General features: G+C 40.4%; 20 protein-coding genes. All 20 read right to left on the bottom strand.

What is annotated here, in order from left to right; genetic code table 11:
• Positions 1–4: 4 nt before the first annotated feature.
• A complete protein-coding gene (locus tag IQ259_RS02340) occupies positions 5–1,270 on the bottom strand; it encodes a hypothetical protein (protein WP_193880312.1) in 1,266 nt (421 codons plus the stop codon).
• Positions 1,271–1,541: 271 nt separating this feature from the next.
• A complete protein-coding gene (locus tag IQ259_RS02335) occupies positions 1,542–2,021 on the bottom strand; it encodes an ATP-binding protein (RefSeq protein WP_193880309.1) in 480 nt (159 codons plus the stop codon).
• A gap of 21 nt (positions 2,022–2,042) precedes the next feature.
• Positions 2,043–2,507, bottom strand: a complete 465-nt coding sequence (locus IQ259_RS02330) for a hypothetical protein (protein WP_193880306.1) — start codon at positions 2,505–2,507, stop codon at positions 2,043–2,045.
• Positions 2,497–4,671, bottom strand: coding sequence for a DNA translocase FtsK (locus IQ259_RS02325; protein WP_193880303.1), 2,175 nt, complete (start codon positions 4,669–4,671; stop codon positions 2,497–2,499). The genes IQ259_RS02330 and IQ259_RS02325 overlap by 11 nt, the downstream gene beginning before the upstream one ends.
• Before the next feature lie 9 nt (positions 4,672–4,680).
• Entirely contained in the window at positions 4,681–5,508 is an 828-nt protein-coding gene (locus tag IQ259_RS02320) for a lysozyme (RefSeq protein WP_193880299.1), read from the bottom strand.
• A gap of 26 nt (positions 5,509–5,534) precedes the next feature.
• The gene (locus IQ259_RS02315) at positions 5,535–6,185 is read right to left on the bottom strand and encodes a M23 family metallopeptidase (RefSeq protein WP_193880296.1); all 651 of its coding nucleotides are present in this window, start codon (positions 6,183–6,185) and stop codon (positions 5,535–5,537) included.
• A gap of 4 nt (positions 6,186–6,189) precedes the next feature.
• Positions 6,190–6,531 (bottom strand): hypothetical protein, encoded by a 342-nt coding sequence (locus IQ259_RS02310; protein WP_193880293.1) that lies wholly within the window; start codon positions 6,529–6,531, stop codon positions 6,190–6,192.
• Positions 6,531–7,019, bottom strand: coding sequence for a hypothetical protein (locus IQ259_RS02305; protein ID WP_190970517.1), 489 nt, complete (start codon positions 7,017–7,019; stop codon positions 6,531–6,533). The genes IQ259_RS02310 and IQ259_RS02305 overlap by 1 nt, the downstream gene beginning before the upstream one ends.
• Positions 7,020–7,037: 18 nt before the next feature.
• Positions 7,038–7,604 (bottom strand): hypothetical protein, encoded by a 567-nt coding sequence (locus tag IQ259_RS02300; protein ID WP_193880290.1) that lies wholly within the window; start codon positions 7,602–7,604, stop codon positions 7,038–7,040.
• 4 nt (positions 7,605–7,608) lie between these two features.
• The gene (locus IQ259_RS02295; RefSeq protein ID WP_096585991.1) at positions 7,609–8,451 is read right to left on the bottom strand and encodes a phage terminase large subunit family protein; all 843 of its coding nucleotides are present in this window, start codon (positions 8,449–8,451) and stop codon (positions 7,609–7,611) included.
• A 10-nt stretch (positions 8,452–8,461) separates the two neighbouring features.
• Positions 8,462–8,680, bottom strand: coding sequence for a hypothetical protein (locus tag IQ259_RS02290; RefSeq protein WP_011316696.1), 219 nt, complete (start codon positions 8,678–8,680; stop codon positions 8,462–8,464).
• A 2-nt stretch (positions 8,681–8,682) separates the two neighbouring features.
• Positions 8,683–8,931, bottom strand: coding sequence for a hypothetical protein (locus tag IQ259_RS02285; RefSeq protein ID WP_190706433.1), 249 nt, complete (start codon positions 8,929–8,931; stop codon positions 8,683–8,685).
• An 8-nt stretch (positions 8,932–8,939) separates the two neighbouring features.
• Positions 8,940–9,491, bottom strand: coding sequence for a hypothetical protein (locus IQ259_RS02280; RefSeq protein WP_193880498.1), 552 nt, complete (start codon positions 9,489–9,491; stop codon positions 8,940–8,942).
• Between the two features lie 22 nt (positions 9,492–9,513).
• Complete coding sequence (locus IQ259_RS02275) at positions 9,514–9,912, bottom strand: hypothetical protein (RefSeq protein ID WP_193880287.1); 399 nt, start codon at positions 9,910–9,912, stop codon at positions 9,514–9,516.
• A 521-nt stretch (positions 9,913–10,433) separates the two neighbouring features.
• Positions 10,434–15,443, bottom strand: a complete 5,010-nt coding sequence (locus tag IQ259_RS02270; protein ID WP_193880284.1) for a RecQ family ATP-dependent DNA helicase — start codon at positions 15,441–15,443, stop codon at positions 10,434–10,436.
• Between the two features lie 281 nt (positions 15,444–15,724).
• Entirely contained in the window at positions 15,725–16,318 is a 594-nt protein-coding gene (locus IQ259_RS27010) for a hypothetical protein (RefSeq protein ID WP_228014313.1), read from the bottom strand.
• Positions 16,222–17,562: a DUF262 domain-containing protein gene (locus IQ259_RS02265; RefSeq protein WP_228014312.1), complete on the bottom strand. Its 1,341-nt coding sequence runs from the start codon at positions 17,560–17,562 to the stop codon at positions 16,222–16,224. The genes IQ259_RS27010 and IQ259_RS02265 overlap by 97 nt, the downstream gene beginning before the upstream one ends.
• Before the next feature lie 7 nt (positions 17,563–17,569).
• A complete protein-coding gene (drmC, locus tag IQ259_RS02260; protein WP_228014311.1) occupies positions 17,570–18,370 on the bottom strand; it encodes a DISARM system phospholipase D-like protein DrmC in 801 nt (266 codons plus the stop codon).
• The gene (gene drmB / locus IQ259_RS02255) at positions 18,367–20,241 is read right to left on the bottom strand and encodes a DUF1998 domain-containing protein (protein WP_193880281.1); all 1,875 of its coding nucleotides are present in this window, start codon (positions 20,239–20,241) and stop codon (positions 18,367–18,369) included. Before drmB ends, drmC begins: the two co-directional genes overlap by 4 nt.
• Positions 20,238–23,690 (bottom strand): DISARM system helicase DrmA, encoded by a 3,453-nt coding sequence (drmA, locus tag IQ259_RS02250; RefSeq protein WP_193880278.1) that lies wholly within the window; start codon positions 23,688–23,690, stop codon positions 20,238–20,240. The genes drmB and drmA overlap by 4 nt, the downstream gene beginning before the upstream one ends.
• Positions 23,691–23,705: the final 15 nt, after the last annotated feature.

Genomic DNA, 23,705 nt, shown 5'->3' with positions numbered 1-23,705 from the left:
TTATTCATCTCAACATTCCAGATTTTTCACTCTTAAGGTAGTTAACGTAGCTAACCAAGTTGTAGTTATATCTGAGTTCTTGAGGAACGAAAGTTGAGTAAGGATGCAGTGATTCACCATCACGGCGAAAGCGATGACAGGGCGCATATATATCAAAAAAGATAGATATTTCATCTCCATCAACTTCGATTTGAGCTATGCCCTTGAGTTCCTTTGCAAACTCTAAAACTCGTCCTGATGCTACATAGTCAAAGACCACTACATTTCGAGTACGGAAATACTGGATGTAAGAAAGAAGTGTTGCTTCCATACCAAGCTCAAGCAGTCTGTCAGAATGTTTAAGCAAGATACCAGAATAAGAAAAAGAAAACTTACGGTTAGCGTATTCATCCCACAAGATAAGATTGCCGTAAAATTTGTAAATATTCGCTTGATTGGACGATATTTCTCTATTGAAATTTTCGACAACAGCATCATCTTCAAATGGAAACAACGCCTTACGTTCATCCCATTGTTTATCTGGACAGCAACCATTTTCAAACCATCCATGTGGATGAATCCCACAAACAATATTATTGGCACCATGCAGTAACTTACACCCAGCACATACTTGCAAATAGCAAGAACTAAATTCTTCGCTATTAACTGCATTAATATAGCGTCGGTGTATATCTAAATGCTCCTCTAAAGCTTCATAAGGTAAAGGCTGATATGAGGAGAATGTTTGTCCAATTAATCTGTCTGGATCGGTTTCATCATAGATTACTGCCAAGTCGTCAATTTGGTGAGAACGTAGTTCTTCGTAAAGTACGAATTTCCGATATGGTTCTTCCTCAAACCTACAAATAACCAAGCACTTTAAATCAGGATGTCTTTCAAAATTCATCACCTTGTAAGTGTAAATTAAAGGCAGACAATCAGATTTTTCAGAGTTCTCAGTTTTTGTTAATACAAGCGGTTTTATGTCAGCTATTTTTGCAGTTTCTCTACTCGAATTAGTTTCCTCCGATTCTTCAACAATGCTTAAGAAAGCACCGCCCAAGGAAGCAAGAATAATTCCGGTAAAGCCCAATACAATAGCACCAGTGCCAATATAGGCAATTTGTCCAGAGCGTTCTTTCTCAACTATTGGGAATCCGCCCCTAGCTAAGTACAATAAGCCCAAACCAGAAAAAGTTGCTATAGTGCCTAAAGCAATAGCAGTCAAAGACACCATTCCAAAAGCAGCATTAAGGTTTCTCAAGCCATTAAACGCAAACTTCTTCAACATAATTCATCCCTCCAAAATGCAGGTCACAAGATTTTTAATTACTCTCGCCCCGGCACAAATTGGGATTTGCTGAGAACTACACCACTAACCTACCCCTTACTCTATTAACAATTCCACAACTATTTAATAGATTCGTAATAGTTAATTTTCAGTCTCAGTAGTAGTTTCATTCCCAATGGTGATAGCAAGAGTCGAACTTGCTTTGTTGCTTAAAACAACAATCTACCCGAACTGAAATATCACCAAATAATAATATTTAGAAATAGCATATCTACTTTCCAAAAGTCCAAGTATTAGTTTCGTTTAATTCCAATTCTTCAAAACAGTTAACAAAACCCGTAAAATGAAAACATCTTAGCGGCAGCCGAGATATTAATAGTAAAGAAAAATTTTCTAGTTGAGCCAACTTTTGTAATCTCAATAAATCGTTGCCAAAACTATCGCTAACAAAGTGCAATCTATCAAAATTATCAATAACAAGTAGTCTATTTAATCCATCAGATAATTCGCTTATGATATTTTGCCAATCCTGGTGGTAGTACAAATCAAAACTCATAGGAATAACATCAAATAAATGAGCCACACTAAAAGGATATTCAAGATTAAGATAAACAGACTTTAAAGTAATATCCTTAAGTAAACAGTTTTTAACAGTAAAAGTCTTACCAATATCCTGTTTACCCCATAAATTAACATTCTTGCCTGCATTTAGTTTACCAATCAACCAAGTATATTCTTTATAACGTAACATTACTATTATCCTTTAGAGAAACTACAATTGGGTTGAGATTAAATGTGTGATTTTTTGATTGTATCTTTCTAAAGTTTTTCTAGAAAATTTGTTAGATACAATAAAATTATCTAATAAAAAATCAGGTGATTGTGAAAGTCTTAATAGTACACCATCATCACCACTACTGCGATGATAGTAATGTACAACAGGTGATTGGATAACTGTCAAATTATCGTTACGAATTGCTCGCCCTGTAACTAGCCCATCCATGATAAATTTAGCGGCAGCAGCTACATTATCACTATCTCGTGCAAAATTTTTGAGATACCAATGGAACTCAATCCACACTGTACTATCCAAACAAAATTCACATTCTCTAACAAATTCACCAATTAAGTTTGTCCAGTACTTCTTAAGTTCAGCACTTGCTTGCCAACTTGAGCGTGCCTGGTTAATAATTTCGTTCATACAAGGGGGTAAAGGCATGGTTAGTTCAAATATCATTTTCACCGCCACCTTTCAAGTTATTTAAAAATTCTTCGACAACGTTTCTAAATTTCTTGTATGACCTACCATCTTGACGGGATAAATTGAATACTGCTCTGACAATTTCATCAAGTTGATAGCCCTTTTGATACAAATTCATAATTGAGTTTCTTGCTTCTTCGTCAAGCTGCACCTTAAAACTAAAACTGCCCTCAAAATCAGTCTTAGATTGCTTAGTTTTAGTAGCAGTAGTGGCTTTAGATTTACCATTATCATTACTCTCGCCATACAAACTAGCGACAAATTCATCAAAGTCTAACCCAGATTTCCATGCTGTATAAGGATCGTTCTGGTTTTTTGCTTCCAAGAGTAATTGCTGGAAGTATTCAGGGTCTTCATCGTCAGCAACATATAAAGCTTGGAGTCGTAAAACTTCAGTCGTCTTGTACAAAAAATCACCGTATCCCAGCAAATAAACAGCACGCTTATCTTTATCGTCCCCCAGGATAATACAACTATCTTCAGGACGGGTTGTAACAAAGGCTGTCTTGGCTGGAAAGTTTGAGCGAATCAACGGGTCTATCACGTTTTTGTCAGGTCGCTGAGTATATAACAATACATGAATACCCGCACCACCCGCTTTTGCAAGCAACTTCATCAGCGCAGTCTCAATGCGATCGCAATAGTTATCATCGGAAAGTAGGTCAAAACACTCGTCAATTAGACAAATCACTCGTGGCATGATGCAATCAGGTGCGAACCGTGAGTTGTACTGTGCGATCGTTTCAATACTGCTGTGGCGTTCAAATTCCTGGTAGCGCAATTCCATTTCTTCGACCAAGTAATCAAGCAAGTTAGCGGTAGACGCTGCATCACGTGCAACTGGGGCTACAAGATGGGGAAGCCCATCAAATTTACAAAAGGTCACACGTTTAACATCTGAAAGTGCCAATCGAACAACAGAAGGGGGATATCGTCGCACTAAGTATAAGATTGCGGCTTTCTCAAACTGAGATTTTCCACCCCGCGTCCGCCCACCACCCAGGATATGAGTCACGTTATCGCTATAAAGGGGAATTTCGACATAAGTGCCATCAACATCAACACCACCGGGGATGGACACCGAATAAATGTCAGGTTCGCCCTCAAAACTAAAATAATCACGAAAATAAGCAAATTGTCTGTCTAACCTGGGTATGTCAAATACAACTCCCCCAGGTACTACACTCACCATTGGCGCAACTTTTAAGCCTAACTCTTCACCAAGCTGCTGTACTAAGTCATTACCAATGTCTTCTACTTTTTTATAACTAACACCCCGTCCCAGTTTTACCCTAATACGGTTAAAAGTAGGGCCATTTTTGGCATCAACATACTTAGCATTAATATTAAAATCTTCTAAAGTATCAACTAATAGTTTTCCTGCTTGTCCCATAGTTAAAATATTTGAGCTAGCAATCTTATTATTAGCAATTTCACTATCCAAATATTTAGGTTCTTTTAAAAGAATTGAGCCATTACCTGTCACTTTTAAATCTAATGGTTTACCTGTGGCACGCGCAACAAGCACTGCCGTTCGACAGCAATAGTTTTTAATAAAGTTATCTCTCGATTTATTTGCTAAATCAGTAAAATAACCAGTTCCTTTATTGCTCAAAAATAAATTATAAAGATTCTCCTGAACTACTTTATAACCAATCTGCTTGAGATAAATATTTTTGATGGATTCTATATATTCAAATAAAGATTCTATTGGCGAGATGCTAACTATCTCAATCATTTTTTGATACACGTTATTTTGCTCCCACTGTGATGGCATTCGATTGAGATGGATATATTCAAGTGCATAACGTACAAACTCGTACTGATTTAAAGTACAGTGTTCTGCACATATTGATAATATTTCCTCATCGTTTGTACCTGCAATTACTGATTCGTATATTACCTGAAATAAAAATTCTAAATTAAATTCAACAACTGGACGTGATAATTTTGCTCTAAAGTCAATCTGCTTTAAAACAGTTTCAGCATAAAAAACCATTGCGTCCGGTAAAGCTTCCTGTACATTCTCTACAATCTCTTCATTGCTCAAACCATCTTGTTTGGCCTGTACAATTGCAGTCCAAAGCTGTTGTTTTTGAACTTCAGTATTACCATTAGTGTTATTGTATGGTGGTAACATTACTAAGTTTCACTTTCTAGAAATTTTAAACTTTTGTAAATGTTGCTGATAGTAACTTCTTAATTGAGCAATTGATTTAGCATTTTGATTGTAATTATTACAAGGAAACGAAGCCCAAATTCTACCTACTTTGCATACAGCAGTATCAAACCTTCCTGCTTCAATGTCACTTAAAGCATTATTACGACGAATATATTCAATTGCCATTTTGTCCTGAGAAGTTGGGCTAAAATCTTTTAAGTTTAACTTTGGTTGAAGGTCATACCAACTTATATCCAACATTTGATAAGCACCAGCCGCAGTCGAACAAACATTTTTACCATTAATCGGAGCACACTGTTTCTTTAACGGGTGCGTAGAAAAATCATTAAAAGTTCCGTTAAATACTAACTTGCGATAACTTTCTGACTCACTGGTTCCTGTTTCTGCCCAACGAATTGTTGCTAAAAAAGCACTCAAACGTGGTGAATAAGGATGTGGTGGGTAATCTCTTGTACTAACTCTTCCTTTTAAACTATTTGACGATAATGAATAAACACCAGTACTTTGAGAAATTGAAAAATAAATGCCTAAAGTAATTAAAGAAGCAGTTGACAAATGAATGGGTTGAAAACGGGATACAAATTGATGACGAGGACTAAAAATCAATCCTACTAAACCACCAACAATAAACCCAAATTTCCAACTATCAACTGCTTTACCGAAACTACGCACTTGGCAAACACTATCCGCACCCTTGGATACTAATCCACATGGCAGTGAAGCTACTCCAAAAGAAAATGCAACAGAGCAGGCTGCACCAACTACACCTGATATAAAAATCGGTACAATTTGCATTGCTCTTGCCAATAGCTAAATAACTTTCAACGGTTTGCTAAATATTCGTGTAAATAAGGGCGGGGGTTCTGGGCTACACCATTAACGTGAACCTCAAAATGTAAATGTGGCCCCGTCGAAAACCCCGTACTACCTACTGCTGCAATCATCTGCCCACGAACAACTTGTTGTCCCTGCCGTACATACAGCTGACTGGCATGACCGTAGAGAGTAGATAAACTTCCCTGATGCTGAATAACAACTGCTTTGCCGTAACCATCCTTGTCACCCGCAAAAACTACTCGGCCAGCATCAACCGCATAAATTGGCGTACCCTTGGCTGCACCAAAATCAATTCCCCTGTGAAACTTGCGATCGCCTGTAATGGGGTGTGTCCGCCAACCAAATTCACTAGTTACAGGAGTACCAGCCGCAGTAGGAAAGGCAATTCGACCGTTATTTAAAACCTTATTACTAACAACAGTTCTAGGTAGTATTAGATTCTGGAGAGATTTAATTAACAGTTGAGATTCAATCCATCCAGAAACCTGGGGAATGACCATAGCTGCAATGACAACTGAGGTGGCGATCGCATATCTCCAACTTTCACTCGAATTAGTATCGGCTGTCTCATCCAAACTAGTTACAGTCGAATTACTAACCTCCTTTTTACCGTCAGTTTCAAAGATTATTCGCATTGTCTCAACGCCTTTTTGCATTAGCAGGATAAACCTGCCAACAACCAATCTTTGCACTACTCAAGACTTCCTCAAAATCATTCTGAGCTACACGGCAGTCAGGAGAATTTAGTCCTTCTCCGGATGTTGCAGATTCCTTAACTTTAGGGGAATAGCGAGTAGAGACAGGATTAGAAGACATATTCACGCCAGGTGCAGCAGTAGAGACAACAGCTGGCGATAAAAATTGAAGCTTTTGTGCCAACGCCACAGCATTACGCCAGTTATAAAACTGCAAATACCCCGGTTGCAAGATATCTGCAATCCATACCAGCAGTACGAACCAAAAAATTGCCTTTACCCACATTATTCCAATTGCTTAACCACAGGCAGGGCAAAAGAAGGAACTTCTTTGGGTACAACTTCAATTTTCTTCCCAGCTGCATATCCTGGCCCGGTATAACTGCCATTAAGGAGAAAATTTAACAGCATTATTAATAACCACACTCCCACAGCAGCGACACCCACAGGAGATTTAATTACATCTGATAAAAAATATACTGGATACCAGCCAAATCTCCAGGGATTTTGTGGATGCAACCTATGTGCTTTCCAAGTCTCAATGTAGGGAATTTCTATCTGAGGAACTCTCGGCTTATAAGCAGTAGGCGCATTGATATACCTAACTTCTACGGGTTGAGTATCATAAGTGGTCATAGGAGAAACGCTAGGTTGCTGATTTATCATTCCTCCTTGCTGTACCTGCTGCAACATATTTTGCAATCGATTGGCAGGCACAATTGCTCCACCTTCAGAATAATCAACATCAAAATTACGGCGTTGATTTCTACTCATAATATGACCTCAAATTAACTAGCTGGCGGGTTTATTATTTATTTGGGAGTTAGTATCTTCCCAAAAATCTTCATCTTGAAGTTGAGCGTAAAACTCTTCTGGAGATAAGATTCCAGGTTGATTTTGTACTCCATCTTCAACAAACTCACTACTATCTACTCGCCCTAATCCAGAAACAGTAGAACGAGGAGAAAATTGAACGACATTTTTAGCAGAAAACTCGTTATTAAATCTCATCCCAGGAGGCGAAACTGGGGGGATTAAAGAAGGCTGAATATCAGTATTAGAAACACCAACATGAAGTTGTTGATTGCTAGAATTTCCCAAATTCTCAGAAACTTCATCTGTTTCTTCAACTGCATTGTTATAGTCAGAAATTCCCCAACTCAAGAAACAAGCAAACCCTGCCAGAAATATAACTGCACTCATCCAATGCACTCCTGAATTGGGAGATGGCATCATCTCAACCGTTGTCCGAGTTGAACCTTCCAGGGTAGTACGAATAGGGGTACGTTTGACTGCCGCTACAACATTGAGCGAACACAAAGCTATGCAAATTATCGCAGCAGCAAACTTAACATACATGACATCACTCCCCTGATTTATTAACAGGCTTTCTGTTAGAAATTGGATTAGGTAATTGCTTCTTCATTTGTTGGAGATATATTCGCCTTTCCTCCTCTTTCTGGCGTATTTTCTCGCGGATGTCTGCCACCTGTGCCATCTGCTCTACTGGATCTAAATACCCCCGCGCCCGTAACAGCTGCGCCTGTGCAAGCGAGTATGGTTCTTGAGCATTCCTAATCTGAATTAACATTTGATTCAGATCGACCGATGGTTGAGATTCCAAGTTTTGAGCGTAATCAATCGCCTCTAATTTACCCAAGATCAAAACAGCAGCAGCCCCAGTTGGTATCTTCTCCTCAACTTTCGTACCATCGGTTTTGCGGTATCCCCAGTAAAAACTATTATTTCCAGAAGCCGCTTCTAGTAAAACATCCAGCGAGTTGAATTTAACTATCTCCAGTGCCGGCATATAATGAAGGCGGTAAAACCCAGATTTCTCATTAGCTTGCATTCTGGATATTTCACCCCGCAATTGCTGTCCCCACAATGCCGCCGCCAACTGTCGCCAGCCTGTAAGAGTAGGCGCACCCTCTACTGAGGAGTAACTGGACAGATGGTCTATATTGTAGTCAGTACGGGACAGCTTTTCTAAGTACACTTCTCGAATTTGGGCAACTTGCGCCTTTACTTGCTGTACCTCCGATATCTGATTACCTGGAATTTGTTGCTTCCATCCAACCATTAATGCAACCGCCCCAATAACAGACAGCGCACTAACAGTCGAACAAACCGTCCACAGGGTGACATTTACCTTTTGTCTTCTTCGACTTGGTTGTTTATTTCGCACAGGTGTAGGAGTAAACATAATTTACTCCTTACGTATTATCAACAACCAACTGCAACTGAGGGCGCTTGTTTAACTCGCGTGCGATCGCAATTCCTGCACCACCCACAACTATCCCGGTTAGTAGTAACAGAGGGTGCAAGGCAAGCGTGGCCCCCACTCCCAATAGTTGTCCTACCATCCCAGAAACACCCAAGTTCATTAACAAACCACCCGCAGTGTTAACCAAAAAGTCAAATGCTGCACTCATACTTACTCCCTGGTAAACCAAATAACTACTAGTGCCAGAATCAAACCAACTAATTCACCTATGCCTACACCCACCAAAATCGGCTGGATGCTGTAAATCTCCTGTTTATCCTGCGTTGGGGGAATCGCTACCCATGTCCCAACCACAGTACCAGCTACTACTGAAAGTAAATTTATACCAACTGCTTGGGTAGATGTTTTTCTCAAATTAAGTAAACTCTCATCCCGTATTCGATAGCAGATGGGTAGCATCTGGCTAACTATTTCTTCGGAGATTGCCCGGTTTTCGGCTGCGAGGACTTCAACTGTCTCGGCTGCGGTGTCGATGTACCGACCAACATTGGATGAGTCTCTTCCCCCCAGTTCACCTTGCCGAAAAAATCGTTATCAATGCGCGAATTGATTCGCTCTTGCGCCTGGTCGTAACCAGGCGAAACGGAAGTATTACCTTCAGCCAGCGAACTACTGCCATGAAAAACAAATTCTTCTAGAGCAAGTGTGGAAGATTCAAGCACCACTTTATGGCGTAATTCTCCTAACTGAATACCCCTGTCTGCATCCCGATAAAGTATTCCTACAAAACTATCGGGCGAAGCTTGTTCTGGGTCTACGCCAAATCGCTGTTTAATATACTCGCGCTTGTCGAATTTATGTTCGCCTACTTCTGATTTGCGATCGCGCATTGCAATCAAGTGCTGGGCAGCTTCTTCCAGGGACATACCTTCACGAGAGGCTATCTCTTTAAGTTGAACTAATTGCTGTTCAATTGTTTCATCAAGCGTATCATTTGGTTGCAAAGCTAAATCTAACAACCGACAGCAGGTACGTACTATATCAGGCGACACCTGCAAAGTCTCTGCCACTTTGTTGATATGCTTCATTGCGCTCAATTCTCCTAATTACTGATTGCACAATTGGGTTGTTTTTTTCTTCATCAGATATATGCTTGGTCAAAAAGTTATAAAGGGTTAAGCCATTGACTTTTTGTAAATAAGCATCTAAGCCACCAGCAGGAATTACTTGCTGTAAATATTCCCTATACGTCAACCGCCGAATTTTGGTAGCAACGTAGAAAACATCAGCAATCTCAACTGTTGCTGCATCAAAATATCCTCCCCGCTTTTGCGGTTTTACTATACCGGCATAGGGATACCACTTTTGTAAAGCAGAGATTGAAATCCCGTATCTTTCGGCAAGTGTTTTTTGGGTGTAGATAACGTTTTCACATATCATCAAACTCAATTCCAAGTAAAAGACAACATCAATGAGAAGCGAATTAAACTAGCACATTACTAAATTGTTTGTAGATTAAAAATTAATTTACCAAATATGCCAGTTTAGTACAGGTATAGCTCAACTCAAATACATCTATATTTCAACCTAGCTCCAAATAAACTGCACACTAGCCAAGTTACATACTGCCTGTTGATAATGCAAGCACGTTTGTATATATGAGTAAATAAATGGAAAAAATAACTCTTTTGGTAAGAAACTGCTCTAACAGAAATATATAACGCGATATGCGCTTTAATAGTCTGTGACAAGTTCAATGAACTTTTACCCATTTATCTTGCCGTATCATGTTCAAGGGGCGACAATAATGGTCAAAGCTTTACAAGTAAAGGGCTTGAAGTAAAAGACTCTCTCAAAAAATTTGAGCTTATTGACAATGAGCTGTGCAGCTATTAAATGCCTATTTGTGGGGTACAGTTTTGGAAGCGTTAATGTAAGTTTTGTACAATAGTTGTTTTTATTTATCTGCATACTCGAATTTGAGGAATGACAACAAACCAATCCTCTAAAATTTCTCCACTTATATCATCTCTTTTAAGATGATGATAGATATATTTAACTGCGATCTCATTGGTCTGAAATTTAAATTGACTAGGGGACATACCTTTCTGCTGAAGAAATCGTCTCCCCCTTTTTGATAGACAACCAATTTCATCATTATTTCTTGTAAATATACTCCAAGTAGTATTATGATTATTTGCTCTTATTTCAATAAGATCATGCTCACATAAATTTTTAATAATATTTTGTTTATTTTTAGTGATTTCATATCCTAAATAAACATCACTTGGAGTTAAATCAAAGTAACACATTAATTGAGGAAGCTGAGTTTCTCTATAACCAATAACCTCTGAAGTTAAACCAGCTTGCTGTACGAATAAATTCTGCTGAGTAGAACAAACAATTAATTCTTCTTTGGCGCGAGTCATAGCAACATAAAAGAGCCGTCGTTCTGATTGCATTTCATTACAATTAGTTTTAAATCCATCACCTAAAAGTATTACTTTACGGAACTCCAGACCTTTTGAAGCATGACAACTAGTAACTAAAACTGAGTTATCTTCTAGGAAAGATTCACCATTCTCATTAAACTCAAATATAGCAGTCAATATTTCATCAACACTAATAGGTAGCACAACATCTTCAGACCCATAGCCTCGTTCTTTATCTAAATCTCTAGCAATATTTATTAAGATTCTAACAGTAGGTTCTGTTAAGCTACGACCAGTACGCTCAAAAAACGCCTCAAATCTTTTCTGAACTAATTCTTCAGGATTTAAAACTAAACTATAGTCTTTCTGTAAAGCATTAATTAGTAGACGAGTACAACGGTTTTTTAATAGTGGAATAGTATTATTTCTTAGTGCATAAGTAGATATACTTTCTCTTTCTAAAAGCAAGCGGATAGGACTCAAATCATCCCAACGACTAGCTAAAATAGCGATTTCATGAGGAGCAATCCCTACGTTGACCCAAGATTGAATTTTGTCTTTAACCCATCCTGCTTGTTGTGATAAATTACTGAACCTTAAAGCGGAGACTGCCTCTCCCCTTAATCCTTGGCGTTCGGAGTTAATACGAACTTGTTCTTCTAGAGCTTGTTTACAGCGTATTAAGTTATTTTGTATAAGACAATTAGCAGTTTCAATAATATTTTCTGTAGAACGGTAATTTTCATTAAGTAGTAATCGTTTTGCTTTATACTCTTCTTGAAATTGAAGGATATATCTAGTATCAGCACCTTTAAACGTAAAAATATTTTGATCGTCATCTCCAATAACACAGAGATTAATTTGTACCGGCTGTGTTTTATCCTCAGATTGATTTAAGCCAGAAATTGACTTAATTAAACGATATTCTTTCTCAGTGACATCTTGGTATTCATCAACAAATATATATTCTAATTTTCCTAATAATTGAATTCGTCGTGCCTGAGTATCTTCATCTGCATCTTCAAATTCTTCGCCTTTTTCAATTAATTCGCAAGCTTCATCCAAAAGCCGATCAAAATTTATTGTTTGAGTTCCTCTGTATTCACCTACCGTCCGTCCCAAAAGTGATAAGGCTAAACGGTGGAAAGTCAAAACCCGAATTCGTGACGCTTGTTCCCCAATGAGTTTTTGCAACCGCAGCCGTAATTCTCTAACTGCATTACGGTTGTAAGCTAAAACGAGAATACGCTTTGGCCCAACTTGCTGAACCTTTACAAGATAAGCAATCCGGTGAACAATAGTTCTTGTTTTACCCGAACCAGGGCCTGCTATTACTGCTATTGCTGGGTCTGAAGCAAGAACGATTTCTTTTTGAGCAGGGTTAAGCGGTTCTAGAATACGGTTGTAGTCTTCTGGAAGAATCGGTCTGGTAATCTCTTGTGCCAAAAATTGGTACTTTGAGAGAAACTCTTCTTGATTTGTGCCAAAGTAATCACTAACGAATTGCTGACGCTGTTCTGTTAACTTTAACTGACCATATTGCACCATGTAATGAGTGCGACGAGTTTGTTCATTATAGTGAGCTTCAACTTCAGGGTAACGGCGTTTTACTGTGGAAACACTTGCGTTTTTTATTACACGGACTTTCAGCGACTGTTGAAAGAGATTCAGCCCATCACTTAATCGAATGATTTTTCTCTGGTGCAGCCACAAAAGAATAACTTCTAACTCTTCATTATTCCAGTCAAGTTGAGTTTTTTGAGTAACTTCTTTAGCAAGTTTACCTAATTCGTACTTCAGAGGTAATCTCGCCCCTGTTGCATCTCTCAATGCTTGATACAAAACTTCCAATACTGTAGTTGTTAGAATTTTATGCCCAGGTAAATGCTCTACAACTTCCATTTCTCCTAAGCGAACCACATCACTAGAAATTCTACTTAACTTTAGCCATTTTTGAGCAACCCAACCTTCCAAAATATCTATGATGTTGGATGCTCTGATTTTTTTACTATTGTCTGGGTCAAGTCGAGAAGCAAGTCCACGCAGATTTATTTGTATTTCATTTTCATTACCAAACAACTCATTAAGCACTTTGAGTAATTGGTCTTCTAACTGGCGAATGCGTTCATGATTATTACGGGCATCTCCTCTTACACCCTTGGTAATCACAAGTGTAATTGGTATTTCAAAAGAACAGACTTCAGCCTTTTGCAGTTCACGGATTCTGGCAGTCAGGTCATGTAAGCTAATTCCAGCTTCATCACTGAGACGGTCAAGGGGAAACGGTTGATCGTTGCTATTACAATAAGCTTTCGCAATATGCATTGCTTGAATCAGCCGCTCAAAATTGTCTGCTTCAAACCGGGATAAATCCTTCATCCGGCTGTATTCCTCAAACTGATCTATAGACTCAGTGAAGGTATTATGGCTTAGTTCAAATTCGATAAAGCTTGAAAAGTTCTCGGCTCGTTCTAATAAACCAAATTTTTCTAAGTAATGCAACCCTGCTTTAATCTTTGTATTTTGCTGCTCTGATTCTTCTCCAAACTCTTCATCAAAGTCGCCCATTTGATAAATTTCATTAGTTGTCACCCAAAACCAATCATCTCTAGCACTACCAAACGTACACTTACGAATATGTCTGGTGGAGATAAAAATATTTTTCAAATCTTGTTCACTCAGTTGGTTCAAACTTTGCAAACGAAAAACTGTATCAGCATCTTTTGGATCAAAGAGTAAAGTACAAATTGATGGCTTTTTACCATCACGTCCTGCCCGTCCAGCCTCTTGGATATAACCTTCTAAATTGGCACTCATGCAATGGTGAATGACAGCGCGTACATCTTTACGGTTTATGCCCATGCCAAAAGCACAAGTTGCAGTAACTACATTCAATTTACCTGATTTGAATTCTTGTAAAACATGAGATTTTTGTTCTTTTGCAAGTTTCCCATGATAATCTTTAGCTTCAATATGGCTTTGTTTAAGAAGTTCTGCTAGCTTCTGGGCGTTTTTGCGTGTAGTAGTGTAAATTAGTGTACTACCACCAAGTTCAATAGCTTCTTTTACTTGATTCAACAAAACTTGCTCTTTATTCCCTGCTACTGGAATCACATTAAAAGTTAGATTATCTCTTGTTGTTGCCCCATCAATTGTACGATTAATATTTAGTTCGTATTGGGCAAATAGCTCTTTAATATCTTCAACAACAGCAACAGTTGCTGTTGCTGTCATCAAAGCTAACAAAGGCATTGCAAGCTGCCGCTCTTGATACAATTCATAAATAAATTTAGGAATGTAACGGTAATCTGGACGAAAATCGTGACCCCATTGGCTAACACAGTGAGCCTCATCAATCACCCAAAGAACCGGAGGGCGTTGTTCTAACAATGCCCGAATACTCATTGACCGCAATTGCTCAGGGCTGATATACAGCAACCCTTTGGAGCCGGAACGCAGTTCTGATAATCGCTGACGACGTTCTGCTGCTGAGAGATTTCCATTGATAAAAGTAGCGAAGAAAAACCCCCCTTGTTCTAAATCTGCTACCTGATCTGCCATTAATGCTTGTAACGGTGAAATGACAACAGTTAATGCTTTATGTCTTTCATGGAACATGAAAGCTGGCAGTTGATAGCATAAAGATTTACCACCACCAGTAGGCATGAGAACAAACGGACGCTCATTATTAATAATTGCTTGGACAGCTTCTTCTTGCAAAGGTCGAAAACTGGGAATTTCAAAATATTCCAAGTAAGACCTGATAGCGAATTCATCTGTACTTAAAGGACGCAAATTCTCAAGTACAGCTTGAAAACCATTTAAATGTCTGAGCCAATCACAAAAAACCTGCTTCGATTCATTGGTATTGCACTCATAGTTCCAAGCCAGTAATCCCGCCACGCATAATCTTGTCTCAAAATTATAAGTTTGTGGACTAGACCATACCTGCTGCAAATAGGATTGATTTATTCCTTTTAACATTGTTTCTGGCAGCATTTCTATGGCGGGTTGTTCAATCTTCAAACCAAGGTTATCACTGAAAAATTGTTGATATGCAAGGTCTGCATCTTCGCAACCAGAAGTCAGGAGCCAAATATATACCTGTTGTACTTCATCAGGCTTTTTAAAAAGTGCTTCTAATTGTTGACCAAGTAATAATCGAGTCGCCTGGGCATCTTCTACAGGATTATTACTTGAATACTCACTTTGTTTATAGTCTTTATTTAGTTTGTGTGACTCTTGTAAAGGAAAAGCTAGTATTGATAGTTCTAAAGTGTCAATTATATGCCAAGAAGATAATTGCGGTTCTTGCTCAATCAGATAAGGGTAATCAAAGCGGCGGAAGTTGTGACCGCATACTGCTAAACTACTATTCTTCAGCTTCCTAATTTCTTCGTAAGCTTGATTTAGATGCTCTTGATAAAAATCTTTTGTTAAATTCAGAGATACCAATCCTATACGGTATATATTATTTTCACTATTAATTTCTAAGTCTAAATAAACATAAAATGATTTAATATTTGATAAATCTTGCATGATAATCCCTGATTAAATTGCTTTTTAGCAATTTCATTTCTAAAAAATTACTAACTTAACCTTCCCTAACTTTGTTAAAAGATCTTACCAACAAGTACTTATTTGTCAATAAGTAGTATAAAAGTAATACTTACTTGTAAAAAAAAGTTGCTGCCCAAAACTTTAGTTATCTATAAGTTCTGTATCTAAGATTGCTTCCATATTAAAGCTCCAATAGTATTTTGGTTTTATATGAGATTAATTATTACCTCACTTGTACGAAGTTAATCTATCTCCGCTCACTACTCCTCATCCACAACATCGCTAAATGCTGAATCATCCACAGCCAATACAGGCTTGCCCATAACAGTCTCGATTTTGGCAAGGATCATCCGTTGACGCGATGTCATGAAACTCTCAAAGTCGTCTTGTCGAAGTGTTATTGCGTCGATTTGATGAGTTGCCAAAATCGCATTCATGCCTGCATCGTCTAGCTGAACACTGTCATGGTTTTGAAGCTGAACCAGATATTCGCTTGGAGCTTTACCGCCAATCATGCGATTTGCTTTAAACGATATCGGTGTTTTGTTGAGAATAGAGTTATAGCGAGATGCGGGAATACCCTGCTTGTCACACCAACTTTTGGGGAAAATGTGATGAATATCTAGTCTGCGCTCTTCCCAATCGCTTTCATCCAAATCCCGAATAGTAGACTTCCAAAAGAAATCTTGAGAACCTTCACGCTGAATTAAGGTATTAATACCTTTATATGCAGCACTAGTTCGGGAACGTAAAGTCCCTAAACGTGCAGGTTGAAAGTTAGCATCCCGAACAGTTGCAGGTTCTTCCTTACCGTCCTCAATCCAGTCAATAAGCTCTTGAATATCCAAAGCCATGCGAGTTTCAACTGCCCCGCCGTACAATTCGCCAAGGATACCGCACCAGAACCAACGGGCGATTTTTCATGGATTTTCGGTTCCAGCCAGCGATCGCCCAACAATGCCATAACTGCGGCAAGAGGAATAAGTTGAGTGCGGTAAGGTAAATCACCAGTTGAGAAAAACGATTCCTGGCGTAAGAATTTAGCTGCTTTCCAGTAACCCTGAGTCAGAGACTGTTCCCATTTTTGGTAAGCATCTACAGGCAAAGATAGGACTGCTTCGCGCTTGGCAGTCACACCTGTTACTTGCTTACCAGTTTTACTTGCTTTTAAGTCTTGCTGGCGTTTTTCCAAAGTGTACAACAGTGTCAGCCCTTGCAAAAATTCCGTAGGTTGAACTTCCCGTAACAAGCGTTGTTTTCTGAGGTGAGCCTGAATACCTTCAATCTTTTCTTGACTATTCCCAAACCACTCATCCCGCAAGTTGACATTATCAGCAGCATAGCTGGCTGTAACCAGTTCAAAAACTGTTAATGGTTCGCCTCCTGTATTTACTTTCTCAAATACAAGGCATACGGCTTCTTTTTTGTTATTGCGGTTAAGTTCGATGATGGGTAGATCGTAAGAACGGAATTCATTGAGGACTTGGCAGCGAAATTCCATATAACGCCCAAATTTATCTGGGTGGCATTTATTTAACCCTTGTTCCCAAACATCTGAATTAAGGATTTGATTGCACGGGAAATAAAAGTGTTCATATTCTTTCTCTGGCGTACTAAGGTCAAGCTTGACATCACGCCCAAAGTTTTGCTTTTGGATGCGATCTGCATCAATGCTAATAATCGCATTTTCGTAATGTTCTGGCCCCAATAAAGCTGTTTCAATATCAATGTAGTAATAACGTTGTACTAATTTTTTCTTAGAATCATGAGTTTGGACAGGTTGCTTAAATATTAATACTTGCGTTAATGAAGTCAGCCGTTGTTGCCCGTCAAGAAGCAGCTTTTTCAATTTATCAAGTGTTGCTTGTGTTGGATCTACCCCCTCAACAGGTCGAGCTTTAAACTTAGCATCACCACCAGCCTCAAGTAGCATAATTGCTCCCACAGGGAAAGCACGCGCAATACTGACTAAAAGTGAACGGATGTGTTCATCATCCCAAACCCAGCCTCTTTGAAAATCAGGCAGTTGAATTTCGCCTGTCACAATACTATTTAGCAAAGTTTGTAGTCTTGTTTTTGTAGAATCAAATGTAGACATAAAATATTTAAATTCCAGATATTTTAGAGAGTATATTTCTTGTAACCAAGCTTTCAAATTGCATTTGTAAAGCTTGAGCAGTTACTGGATCATTTAGTAATACACCAGCTTCGATATTGCGCTCGTGAGCCGCTTCTGTAAAATTAGCGGAGGTCACAAACACACGCTCCTTATCTACAACAACACATTTGGCGTGTAAACAAGCTTTTGATTCCACACCCGCCGTCAGCGATCGCGGATCGTGAAACACTTCAGGTAGTCTTTTTCCTGGCCAAATATCTTGACGAAAACTACTGGCAAACTCCCGCAGTAAAGTAGATGTTGGCACTTCACTGTTGTGTGGTCGGTTGACGTTAAGAAACATTCGCACATTTAGTTCTGGGGTTAAATCCATTCGTTCTGCCAGCACCATAAATAACTCTCGTGCTTTTTGTTTTTTATCAATAGCAAAGCTAGAAATGAGAACGCTTATTTTGGCAGTGCTAAACAACTCGCGCACAACAACACCAGTGTCACGGCTTTGAGAACCAGTAATTTCTGGGCCAGTCCAAACCAAATCAACGCGATCGCTCACAGCTTGAGACGTACTTCGTTCTTCTGCCAAAAGCCGCAGCGTATAAGCAATATGCTGAGAATGTACCCCCATAACATTCAGGCGGTTAAGTTCATCAACAATGTCTCGATTCAAAGCTGCTGGGATGTAGTTCGCTACATTCGATGTGGAAAAGGGTGGGGAAAGTCTGCCAGTTTCCAAAGCGACTGCCAAATTAACGAGGGCTGGACGGCTCAGGTGGAGAAAAGCCATCATACTCTCATATCCTCAAAGAATTCTGCCCCTGGGCCTTCAACAGTAGCAACAACCAATGCTCTGTCAAGAAATTCATTGCGTCGTTCGCAAGAAGTTTCAGCAATGAGTAAACAGCCATGACAAGCAGCACCATGTAAAAACCTATCTTCTTGTTCGGCATCTGGTTGATGCTGGGCGCAAACTGGATCGTTAGAACAAAGCCTCCCCATCTCCAGTGCAACATCCAAATGGTATTCAATCCGGTTTCCTACTTGTACCAGTCCCCCTAAAGTACCTTCCGACCCAGGAGAGCCAGTGTATAAAAGAATGCCATAGCCGGATTCGCCAGCATAAATGCGTTCACGAATTGAACTAGCAGCATAACCACATTCTAAAGACACAGCTGCAATCAATAGGTGTGAAAGGGAATGCAGCATAATGTAAGGTAATCCAGGGAACTTAGCTTTCTCTTGACCAATACCTTTTTGTTTGCGCCAGATATCAAAGCCTTTTGCTAATTTCTTCCCTCGTTGCTGCACTGCATTCCGCTTGAGCCAATTTTCAATAGCTTCTTTACGGAAAGCGATGAACACGCCTTCGCCTCTATTTTCAATTGCCGGCACCCAAGTAGGCTCTATATCAAGAGCAGCTCGCCTGACTTGAATATCTAAATCGCCATCAATATCAGGCATAATTGCCTCAAAGCGAGTAAAGCCAATTTGGGCAGTTACTTCCTTAAGTCGGTGTACTAAGACAATGCTCTCTATAAGAGATAGTAATTTTGGTTTGATGTTATCTAATTTCCGCGCACGAGCATAAAAGTCACTTTCTGGTACATCTTCTCCGACTTCAAAGGGACTAGATAGCAAAGTCTCGATTTCTACTTGTTTAATACCCTTGTATTGCTTACCTTGCCCACCCTGTCTGCGCTGAATTTCTGCCCATACTACTTCATCAGTAAATCCTTCTAAAACAGCAGCTACTTTTTGCTTCCGGCGTTCTTTTTTAACTTCATCGCTACTTTCTGCATACTGAAGGAAGTCTTCATAAACTGAATCAACAGCCTTTTGCAAAGCATCATCCGAGTCTGGTAGAGAAATGACACTGAGAAGTTGGGAAAAGTAAGCATTGCTGGCAGAGCGAACCAAAAGCCGATTATATTCTGGTTTCCCTGTTGTCTCAGAAATACAGAGTTCTTGAGCTTTGGGGCCAAGCCAAGGGCGATGTCCTTCACACTTTCCTAAGACCTTGCCATTGGGTACTGTTGCATCTGATAACTGACGACGAGCTTTGCAAGCTTCACAGCGCACAAAAATATCAGCAAAATCGTTGCCAGATCCGCCTTCATCAAACCATAGCTGACCTCGACAGTTAGTTTGAGACTTTTCGTGGACAAAACCACGCCAATCAATATCTTTGATGTGTCCATTAACACAAGCTTGTACAAAACGCACAGGTACGACTGGCACTTTCTTTCTGTCAGCATTGAGATATTTACCAGTTACCAAACTACCCCAAGGTAGTAGAGGACGTGTCCGGTAAACTTTGGCATTGGGCGCTGCTTCATTTGGTTTAGGCCAAGTTTCTTCTACTTGAGCCACAAACCAAGTGGGGAAAGCAAAAGCTGTCATTCCAGTGCGAGATGCTTTCGGGTCTTTCTCGTCTACAGGTGGGGCATATAAGGCAATATCATTAACCCCTAAGATGTCAGCCACTCGTTGCTTTAATCGGTCTTCGTAAATACGTTTTTTGTCACCGTGCCAGTGGTTGAGTCCGCCAATTAGGATGGAATAATCGGGTAAATCCACCATTGCCCCAGGGCCAAAAGTAGATAAAATTTGGCTCTGTCGAATCTCTCCAGATGGAGGACGCTTTTTGTTTGATTTACTCATGACTCTTCCTCCTCTACCTCAAATCCATCAGGATTACGAACCCACAAATTAACTGTTGGCTCAACATCACGTAAACTGCGTTGAGCTTTAAATTTTCGTTCCTCTAGTGGTTTTTTTTCTAATTCCGGGTCAAGTGGGTCGAATAATAAAGGCGGCGCTTCCCCAACCTCACGCTGATATTGAAGGTTAATTTTTTCACCAGCAATCCGTTCCCATAAATCTAGTAAATCCTTAACTCGACCCCTGACTTTTTGACGGAGTGCTTCTGCATCACCTGCATCAAGTTCTTTGTCGTGCATCTCGGCACGCTTGGCGATCGCATCGATGACAAAATTTAGCTCGTTACGGTGCTGAAGAATGTCGATCGCCCGAAGCGGTGCTGTCATCCCAGAATGTCCCAAACGTGCTAAAGCAACAGTAATCGCAGCAATGCCTCGGTCAATAGCACGAGGAGAGAATGGTGTAACACTGGTAGCTTCTACTGCCCTATAGAAAGTAGCGTGCCAAGCAAAGAAACGTTCATAGTGTGAGCGATCGCGCGGGCGGTGAACATTGAGTAATGTAACAACTAATCCGGGTCGTTCTTCATCCCGTCCTACACGACTGGTAGCTTGAATGTATTCTGCGGCTGTTTTAGGTTGACCGAGAACTACCATTAAGCCCAAGCGCGTAATGTCCAGACCGACAGAAATCATATTGGTAGCTAAGACTACATCAACACGCTCTTTTTGGTCGAACGTTGCTTCTAAACGGCTTTTGGTATCTGCAACTTCACTTGTACTGACACGAGAGGTCAATTCTTCTGGTTCATCGTCGATTTTCCGATCCGCAAACAAACCCGAACTTTTACCGCCTCGTTTTCGTTTGCTATAACCAATAAGCCGAGAGTTAACTTCATCTTCAACAATCCGCCGACTGCCACCCAGTTCACGCAAGGAATTAAAATATCCGAGTAATGTCATGTAGGGGTCAGCCGGATTATCAGGGTTTTTGCTCCCACCTGCTGCTAACCATTCTTTCTGTGCAGCTCCCAGCAATGCTAGATAAGTACGTAATAATACTACTTTCAGACTTCGCCCTTGAGCAGCAATTCCGACATAAGTTCGAGCATTCTTTTCTTCGGCAGGTACTGTCTTCGCAAAAAAGGAATCGCGCCGATCTGGCCCTGGTGGCGGAAATACATCAACTTCATTTCGCCCAAACAATGCTTGAATCTGCTTAGTTGCCCGTCGCACTGTCGCAGTGGAAGCTACAATCTTCGGGCGGATTTTTTGACCATTTATCTCTTGACTGCAAAGAGCATCAATTGCAGTTTCGTAAAGCCCTACCATTGTGCCTAAAGGGCCAGAAATCAAATGCAGTTCATCTTGAATGATTAAATCTGGTGGTGGCAGATAACCATCAAGTGCTTTACCTCTACCTGGATAAACTGGGCTGTAAAAGCCATCTTTATCATGACGTTCTACACGTCCAAATAAAGCACCTGTTTCTCCTACCCAGGGCAAACTCGCAAATTTATCTACTGTGGCGATCATAAAACACGGCAACCGGCGATAAATCGGTTCGTCTACTGCTAATACTGGTAAAGGGCGATCGCCTCTAAAATTACAACGGCGATTGGCGCAAGTTATACGCAAGTCTATTGGTTGGTCAGTATTAGGCAGTAGCTGAAAAGAATTGCGGGTAAATTTAGTTCCGCACCAAGGACAGTTTTCTAAAGGAATAGGTGAAGGTTTGCGATCGTTATTTAGAAAAGCAATGGTACGCGAACGGGCGCTGTTTTCATCATTGTCTCCTTTCTTGCCCATCCGGTTAGGTGTAGCTGCTTGCCCTACCCACAATCCAATCTCAAACGGCCATTTCCCCAGTTTTTCTACATCTTGCTCCCGTTCTAACTCTAGAGCGCAAATCATTGTCGCCGCACGTCCTAGTTGGTCAAGAGTAAGGAGGCGTAATGTATAGCGCATCAATACACTTAATCCCGCAGAGTCGATACCGGGATGACGTAGCCGCCGTAATACAAGTGTAAAAGCTGCCAGCCCCAAGTAAGCTTCAGTTTTACCACCGCCTGTAGGGAAGAACAGTAAATCAACTAGCTCCCGGTCTGAATGTTCGGGGTTGGCGATACCTACCAAGTTCATTAACAAGAAAGCAAGTTGAAACGGTCGCCAAGTTGGAGGGGCTACAGATTCGGGAGTAATGTTTTTCTTATGAGTCGCACGCTGGCGAATTGCTAAGGCGATCGCTCGATTGGCAATGCGAAACGCATCTAATACTTGTGGGTCATCCAATGCGCTTAAACCAGCAGCAATCCGGTCTTTAGCAATTCCGGCTCGATCTAATAGGTCTTTAGCTACACCTAAGCGTTTTTGCCCAGTCGGACATTTGACTCGTTGCTCATCTATCCATTCAGAATAAGCACTAACCATCGGACTGAGCAGATTTCGCAGTACTTCTGCTGTCGCTGCGGCGGCTAATGCTTCCATGCCGACTTCGACATCTTTAACTTGGGTTGCAATTACCTTTTCTACGTCAGCAGTCGGTATCCAAGCGGTTCTTACTTCCTGACAGCCACCCTTGGGATTTGCAACTGCGATCGCAGAGACGTTATGACCAACAGCATATTCATAATCATCTCGGTATTGCAAGTCAGCAACTTTCTCATCCCAATCATCGCCATCCCGTCCACGTAAATTAGGGCGTGGTACAAAGGAATCGGCTGCCTGAATTATTAAATTTGTTTGGAAAGCATAACCAGCATCCCGCTTTTGGTCAGGACTAGGGCGGCGATGATTGACCAAGAATACTGAAACTGAGCGTGTTCCTGCTGGTACTAATTCCTCAGAAGTTACGGAGCGAACTGAGACAACCAGTTGTAAGCCATCGCTGTTTGGAACATCTAAATATATTGGAGAACTACTTCCACCAAGGGGAATCTCTAGTTGTTTAGTCGTATTGCCTAAATTTAAACCAAGGTCTAATTGAGTCGGTCTGCCGCTTGTACGCAACGGTACGGTAAGTTCAGCCTCTTTTGGAACTCTCTGCCAATCACCTGTGAAGGTAATTTCTTTTCCTTCGCTATCTGGTTTGGTTAGTGGTTGGTAATCGCCCCACCCGACAGTAACATGAAGTTGGTTAACGGTTTGGGGTAAAAGCACACTTAACCCCATTGAAGAAGGGAAATAGGCTTTACGAGCAAAGGCTTTCTCTGGAATCTTTTCGTCTTCGCCAGAGCCAACACGTCCAACTTCGTCCATTTCTTCATCGCCAGAGTTATCCACAACTGGTGCGCCGTAGGGTACAAGGAATCCTGTGAGATACCACTTGGAAGGAGCCTGATCTAAAGTTTCTTCAGCGTGGACAGCATCATCGGGTGTTGGCCCTACAAGGTCAAGTTGTAAGGCATCAATTAGATGCGATCGCACTTCGGCAGATGTTGTAGCTTGCATAATAATATTACTTCT

Source organism: Fortiea sp. LEGE XX443 (assembly GCF_015206815.1).
GTDB lineage: Bacteria > Cyanobacteriota > Cyanobacteriia > Cyanobacteriales > Nostocaceae > Nostoc_B.
Note: the sequence above shows the minus strand (reverse complement) of the source record. Positions and strands in the feature narration are given on the sequence as shown.